Genomic DNA, 7,582 nt, shown 5'->3' on the forward strand with positions numbered 1-7,582 from the left:
TTTTAGGGCTGAACACCGTTCTTTTCTGTAAAATGCCACCATTTACCGTTAAGCTATCCCATCACGCGTTTTAAGCTATTTGGGCAGAGAAAAGAATAATGACAAATTCAGCCACTGAGTTAGTAACAATTTATGATCTTCATAGCCATACAACCGCATCGGATGGCTTACTTTCACCAGCGGAATTGGTTGAACGGGCGGTGGCAATGGGCGTTAATGTATTGGCCGTGACTGATCACGATACAACGGACGCTATTTTGCCAGCCCATGAATATATCAACCAACATGATTTGCCATTAAAGCTCATATCAGGGGTTGAGATATCCACCCTGTGGCAAAATATGGAGATTCATATTGTTGGTCTGAACATTGATATTCAGTCAAATGCAATCGTCACATTACTCGGTAAGCAAGCTGAACTCAGAAAAGAGAGAGGAATTAGGATAGGCCACAAATTGGCAAAGGTGGGTATTCCCGATGCTTGGGCAGGTGCGAGCCGATTAGCGAATGGTGGACAAATAACACGGGGCCATTTTGCCCGTTATTTAATTGAAATGGGCAGGGAGCCAACAATAGCGAAAGTATTTAAGAAGTATCTGGCAAAGGGAAAAATCGGATACGTTCCACCTCAATGGTGTACAATTGAACAAGCTATTGATGCCATTCATCAATCAGGTGGTCAAGCAGTCATTGCTCATCCGGGACGATATGATTTATCGACCAAATGGTTGAAGCGTCTGATTGTCTGGTTTAAACAACATGGTGGTGATGCAATGGAAGTTGCACAGTGCCAGCAGGCACCTAACGAGCGGCAATATCTCGGTCAATTATCACGGGAATATGATTTGATGGCTTCGTTGGGTTCTGATTTTCACCAGCCTTGTTCATGGATAGAGTTAGGGCGTAAATTGTGGTTGCCCGGTGATGTGGTACCAATATGGTGTAACTGGTCACTGTAGGGGCTGCATAAAATTAAGAGGTAATTTATGAGCCAGTTTTTTTATATTCATCCGGATAATCCGCAGCCACGCTTAATAGGGCAAAGTGTGGATGTGCTTAAAAAGGGTGGGGTGGTTGTTTACCCAACTGATTCCGGTTATGCGATTGGTTGCCGTCTGGAAGATAAAGATTCGATGACTCGGATATGCCGTATCCGCCAGTTAGATAGTCATCATAATTTCACTTTAATGTGCCGGGATTTGTCAGAAATATCGACTTATGCTTATGTCGATAATTCGGCTTTTCGTCTGATTAAGAATAATACACCGGGCAATTACACGTTTATTTTGCGTGCGACGAAAGAGGTACCTCGCCGTTTGATGAATGATAAGCGGAAAACCATCGGGTTACGTGTTCCCTCTAATCCAATTGCCTTGGCGCTTCTTGAACAAGTGGGTGAGCCATTGATGTCCACGAGCCTGATTTTGCCAGGCAATGATTTTGCTGAATCTGATCCTGAAGAAATTAAAGATAATTTGGGAAAACTGGTTGATCTGATTATTCACGGGGGTTATTTAGGGCAACAGCCTACCACCGTAATTGATTTAACTGAGGATACGCCGGTTGTAATACGAGAAGGGGCTGGCAATATCACGCCATTCTTATAAGCTATGCGGTAATTATTTTCAGAATCTATATAAAGCCTGTGTATTATATGCAGGCTTTATATTTTTGATTTTTTAATTGAATTGAAATGGTTATTATTATTTCGAATTATTAATACTGAATCAATAAAATAAAACCATCATCTATTTAATAATTAAGTTGATTTTAATAACGTGATAAGTAAATATTTACCGCACCTAAGGTAAGTTTATTTGATAATTATTTAATCATACTATTAGGTATAAAACTTTGGGCTGGTTATTTAATATAAATAACAGCATAAGGTTGTCCATTCATTATAAAATCAAGGGATATTGAAAATGTCAGTTGTTAATTTCTCCGATAAACCAGTTGATGTCAGTAATGTTCATACATGGCCGAAATCACCGGATAGGGATTTAATTGCATGTGGGCGTGATGCATATGCTGAAAAATCAGTGCAAGAAGCATTGAGCGGAGATCCTGATAAAGCGGTAAAATTAAGTGAATTAAATGATATTCTGGCTACCTGTGAACCTTTTGACTTTAAGGGAGCCACTTTATATGCAAAAGATCCGGTATTGGTCTTAATTAAAGCGTTATCAGAAAAGAGTGCCTATTTAGTCGATGATTCATATCCTCCTGAACAATGGCAAAGTGGGGGAGTTGACAAGCATAGCCGTATTAAAGATTTTATTGAATCCCCTGGCATGTTTATTAAAGGGATAGAGATGATCGATATGGGCCAGCTTTATCTTGGTAATTGCGGCTTTGTTAGCACCGTTGGGGCAATTGCATCCCATCCTGAAGGGCATAATGTGTTATTTTCTGCTATCTATCCGCCGGTTTATAACCCAACGGGTGTTTATTCGATCAGAATCATCAATCAATCGACGATGGGTTATTTATTGATTGACGATGATCTGCCGCGAGTTAGTTTTTCTGCTATGGAAGATAAAAATGAATTCTGGTATTACCTGATTGAAAAAGCATTTGCGAAATTGCATGGAGGCTATGAGAATTTAGGCGGCGGTAATGAAGTCTATTTTGGTATAGAATCGACAGCAAATACCAGTATTAATCAAGATAATCAGGATCGTATTTGGGATGAGCAATTTATCGATATCTTCAAAATAAAACATCATGTGACTTATCAAGGAACCGGTTCGTCTACGGATTTGGTATCAGGTCATGCTTATTTAATATTGGATGCTCAACAATGGAATGATATTAAGTTAGTGCGACTGCATAATCCGTGGAATGTCGTTAAATATAAAGGTCCATATTCTCCTGGCTCTGCTGAATGGGAAAATATTCCAGAGGAAGTACAGAATGATATATTCCAGAATAACCGATTTGAAGGGAAATCATTCTGGATGCCATATGATCTCTATGTTAATAATTTGCCAAAAATTAGTGATATGTATCTCAGAGAAACCCTTCCTGATTCACTGAAAAGTATTGCAAATCCTTCTCCAATTCAAGAGTGATAGAATATTGGTTTTGCCAGGATTGACTTGTAAGCTATTAATTTAATATTAGTGTCTGGTATTAATGTAAACTTAAATAAAATTTTGATGAAATGTGGCCTGAAATTTATAATTTAGGGCCACTTTTATATTGTTCAAGATTATATTTCTCTAATTATTTAATAGTTGAGATAATGAGTAGGCAAGTCAATTATAGAAAACTGACTATTCCTGAGTATTAATAACTTATTATATTTGGGGGCTGACATTTTGAATAATTATAATCGTTTATGTCTTTGGCTATCAGTGCACCTTTTTCCCAGGCGGGCAGCGAGTTATATGGTTGTTCAAGCGTATTAAGAAAATATCCCAGCTTTTGCTACTGGGATCTTTCTGGTTTAAGGGAGTTGAGCAAGTAAGAATTTTACCTTCTCTGTATCTTCTGGATGTAATTGAAGATATTTCTCACAGGCTAGTTTTACATACTCACAGCAAGTAGATTCGGGAACTATGATTTCACCTTCCCATACCCCGAACATTACTCCTTCAAAATGATATTCAGGATCGGGATCTGTTAAGTCTGGGAAAATGCAATAGGTTTCATTTACTCCACACCCTGTTTTATTTAAGAGAAAAGGAAGGGCCCATAAGAATTTACTTTGTAAATTCAGTGAATTAAAAAAATCTTTCACAACCCACTCGGGGTCATTGTCATAATCTATTTTTTTAAAAATATATTCGTTCATTACTTTGTCACCGGAAAGAAGTTAAGCACAGTACCTGTTTTTTGATCCAAATACACTTGGAACTTCACGCCGCCCACTGTTGATGTGTATTCTCTAACACCAGAAGTTATAGCAGATTTATAACCATTTATTGCAGCTTGTTGTCCAAGAGCCAACATCTGCTGGTCAGAGAAAATTTTTGGATCATAAACTGTTTTAGTAAAGATTTTTTCTTTATATCCAATAACATTTCCAGCTCTGTCATATGCTGGGATTTGATATGAAATTTCAGTAATACCATCTATTGAACCGGGTGTTTTCCCTATAATTTTTACACCATTAGCAGATGTAATTTGATTAAATACGTCAGCATTATGTGTACCACTTATCCCTTTTTTAGATATTCCATCAAATGTGGCTAGGTGATTTTTCTGGTTAATATTAAAATGAATTCCTTCTGGGTAAGTGGTCGTTCCCTTTCCAGTTGTACCCTGATTCGGCTGATAAGGTTGTTTATTCTTCCCAACAATCGAAGCAACGGAAGCTTTACCGCCGATAGCGCCACCAATACCGGCAGATTCTACCGCCTCTTTGGCTATCAGCGCACCTTTTTCCCAGGCGGGCAACGAGTTATATAACAGCCCTAAATCGTTCTGGTTTTCTGTCGTCACAAACTGGCTGATACGCTGGGTATCCTCAGCCGATAAGTCAAACATCCACCTTAAACCACTAATAGCATCCGCTGTTTTTATCCCACCGTCCATTTCAGCCTGATAGGTCAGTGTGCATAATCCACCGTTCCCGGCACAGTCAGATAACATGTCTGCCCGTTGCGCAGCGCTCAGTTTGGTGTATTTGTTCCAGATTGCTTCGGTAGGCGTTCCCTGCTTATTGGCTTCCTGGAGCTCTCTGACCAGATTGTAGGCATTCATGGAGTTCAGGTGGTTAAAGAGAATAACAATTTCTCCGGCATTAGCTCCACTGTTAGCGCCTTTGGCGCTATTGGTTGCAATGGCGCCTGCAACGCTACCRATGATTTTGCCCCCCGCCTGAATTTTCATTGGATCATTGAATGTTTTATCCAATGTTATCGCGGCCAGTTCTGCGGCTAATGCCCCGGCAGCCGCCCCTTTGGCATCACCGYCGCCAATTTCCGCCGCAAGGGCAGAAACCGCCGCATGGCTGATGGCTTTTCCGGGTAAACCTAATACCTGACCGTTATCACCAATCAGCCCGGCACCCTCGGCATTAATCTGGCTGCCAATATTAGCCAACAGAGCCGTAGTCAAATTATCTTTAAAACTGCCGCCGTTAATGGTGGTATTCAGGCTGGAACTAATAATGGATTGACCGGCTACCCGTTGGACAACTTTGTTCCAGTCACCCTTGCTGATTTGGGGTAATTTCGCTTTTGTGGGGTCTAATTGAGTGCCATCAGCCGCTTTATCCCATCCCATGTAGGAATCAAATCCTGCCAATGCGCCACCCATCGCCATTGAGGTCATGGTTGATTTAACGGCATCACTGCTACCTAATACTTTTAGCGCTTTGGATATGTCCCCCTGATTATCCACAATAGCAACYGCCGCCTGTGCCGTCAGTGATGACATTCCTGCGGTTAACGCCCCACCGGCAACGCTATTCCCCGCATAAGATGCAACAGAGGCTGCCAGAGAACTGCCTGCGGTTGCCGCCGCTGCTGCAATTGCAATCACCGCAGAAACCACCGGGTTTAAATGCTGGCTTTTGTAATCCCAACTGTCATAAGCATCTTTGACCAAATTCCACTGGATATCTTTATTTTCATTAAGTCCTTTCAGCCAGGCGGTCTCCGGGGTATTGCCGAAGAGTGATACCGCATTTTGTAACGATTGACCATTTTTTGCTTTGATATCCGTGCTAATCCCTTTGGCCGCCTCCACGGTGAATTTTCCGCCGATATGAATGGCAGGCAGAACCCATGTGTTTTCGGTATAACCTTTATCGGTCTGCTTGATATAAAAGCCTTTGGAATGGGTAATCGTCTGTTCAAAGGTGCTGTTTTTCACCGCTTTGAAATTGACTTTACCGTGAGTRCTGGTCAGTCTGGCGTTTTTATTGGTGGCGATTTTACTGGCTTCATAGGTGCTGTCATCCCGGCTTAACAGATTRATATCACCGCCCGCGGTAAATTCAGTGACTTTATTCGTGACATCGTGACGGGTGCGTTTAGCGGTTTTCTTTTTGCCATACCAATTACGATTTGTCTCTGTTCTCTCATAATAGCTGGATTCTTCCATCGCCTGAGCGTACAGATAACCGCCTTTCGCCGCGATATCCATTGCCCCTTTGGCCGCCAGTTTAGTGGCCTGAAAAAGAATACTGCCGTTTGAAAGGACGGTCAGCACACCACCACTGGTTAATTCCGTACTTTGTTGAGTATAGGTTTCTGTGATGCTGTCATCTTTTAAATAATCAGCGCGATCTTTGTAGAAGTGATCCCGGGCCGATTCGAAACGGATATCACCACCAGAGGTAATCGTGATATCACCCTCAGACAGTAGCGTTGAACCCACCGTGGTAATGGCTCCATTTGCCGCCATTGTCAGCTTTTTAGTCCCCCGGATTTGGGCGCCATGATTTCTATCATCCTTATATTCATCATAATGCTCAGGTCTGTCATCGTCATTGTAAGCAATAACAGAGTAAAGCAGGGGCAGGAGGGTGATATTCCTGCCAGAGGACAATAATGTGTTACCGTTTGCCTGTATCTGAACCGCCTTTCCGTCGATATCCGTACCGCTGATAACACTGATATTATTTCCCGCGGTTAATCGGCTGCTTAATTCTCTTGAACGTGATGAAGGGAATAATTTACTCAGTGAAGGCGATAATTCACGGGGAGTCAGATCAATACGTTTTGCCGAAGTTAAGTTGATGTCTTTTCCTGCGGAGAAACTCATGCTCTTAGCCGATAAATTTCCACCGGCATTCATCACAACCGAACTTTTTGCATCCAGCTTACCCACTTTAGATAACAGGTTATTAAAAAGTTCTTGCTCTTTAATGTTAGAGAGAAGACTGCCAATGCGTTTATGTGATAATAGCGCAATATTGTTATTATCAATAGTAATGTCATTGTTTGCCGTCAAAGTAATATTATCACTTTTAGTTAAAAACACCTCCCGCAAAATAATATTCTTACCTGCATTTAGCCATAAATCACCTGTTGCCTCAATGCTGCTGATTATTCGATTACCATCGTGGTTGAAATAGCCGGCAGTCTCATTGCCTTGCAATTTTAAATCAGCATTACGGCTAATAACAGTAATGTTTTTTCCCTTGATTTTACTCTGCAATACATCAATATTATTAGCGGCGATCATGGATACATTACCCCCGGAAATAACTTTTCCTGTGTTTAATGTAACAGAGTCAGTTGCCAAAAGGGTGATGTCGTTATTCGCTTTAATAATATTATTGTTGCTGATTTTTCCTGCTGGCGTGATTTACATGAATTCCCCCGTCTGTAATATTATCTCGACCAAAATCAACACGCCCAAACCATTTCTTAGGCAGTGGCGTTATTAATTCGGCTTCATGAATAACCGGGTTTCCAAAATCACAGGTTTCCGTTTCATGAACAATCCTGTTTTTATCTGTTGAATCGGGTATTAACTCCTTGTTCTTAACAATAAAAACATCACGCGCATTATTAAGTTTTTGGGTCCTGACAACCAAATCCCCCTTCACGGTTTTTATCGTCGCAGATCTATTCTCGACTAATTGACCTTTATTTCCCTGAGCATCTTTCTGTATCCACAT

At 41.1% G+C, this 7,582-nt stretch carries 6 protein-coding genes; 3 read left to right on the plus strand and 3 right to left on the minus strand.

What is annotated here, in order from left to right; all coding sequences use genetic code 11:
• Nucleotides 1–98 precede the first annotated feature (98 nt).
• The 3 genes from rnm (at nucleotide 99) to D3222_RS09940 (ending at nucleotide 3,074) form a co-directional block, all read left to right on the plus strand.
• Complete coding sequence (rnm, locus tag D3222_RS09930) at nucleotides 99–959, plus strand: RNase RNM (protein WP_118986012.1); 861 nt, start codon at nucleotides 99–101, stop codon at nucleotides 957–959.
• A 27-nt stretch (nucleotides 960–986) separates the two neighbouring features.
• Nucleotides 987–1,607 carry an L-threonylcarbamoyladenylate synthase gene (locus D3222_RS09935; RefSeq protein ID WP_118986013.1) on the plus strand — a complete coding sequence of 207 codons (621 nt, stop codon included), beginning with the start codon at nucleotides 987–989 and terminating at the stop codon, nucleotides 1,605–1,607.
• A 318-nt stretch (nucleotides 1,608–1,925) separates the two neighbouring features.
• On the plus strand, nucleotides 1,926–3,074 hold the full coding sequence (locus D3222_RS09940; RefSeq protein WP_232832463.1) for a C2 family cysteine protease: 1,149 nt from the start codon (nucleotides 1,926–1,928) through the stop codon (nucleotides 3,072–3,074).
• 377 nt (nucleotides 3,075–3,451) lie between these two features.
• Here the strand turns inward: D3222_RS09940 and cdiI are convergent, their stop codons facing one another.
• From cdiI to D3222_RS26970, 3 genes are all read right to left on the minus strand, one after another.
• Nucleotides 3,452–3,799 carry a ribonuclease toxin immunity protein CdiI gene (cdiI, locus tag D3222_RS09945; protein WP_157975313.1) on the minus strand — a complete coding sequence of 116 codons (348 nt, stop codon included), beginning with the start codon at nucleotides 3,797–3,799 and terminating at the stop codon, nucleotides 3,452–3,454.
• Nucleotides 3,799–7,143, minus strand: coding sequence for a DUF637 domain-containing protein (locus D3222_RS25915; protein WP_232832464.1), 3,345 nt, complete (start codon nucleotides 7,141–7,143; stop codon nucleotides 3,799–3,801). Before D3222_RS25915 ends, cdiI begins: the two co-directional genes overlap by 1 nt.
• Before the next feature lie 91 nt (nucleotides 7,144–7,234).
• Nucleotides 7,235–7,582 (minus strand): hypothetical protein (locus D3222_RS26970; protein ID WP_198672782.1); only part of this gene is annotated, 348 nt, incomplete at its 5' end.

The sequence above is a fragment of the Photorhabdus sp. CRCIA-P01 genome (assembly GCF_003545805.1).
GTDB classification, from domain to species: Bacteria; Pseudomonadota; Gammaproteobacteria; order Enterobacterales; family Enterobacteriaceae; genus Photorhabdus; species Photorhabdus antumapuensis.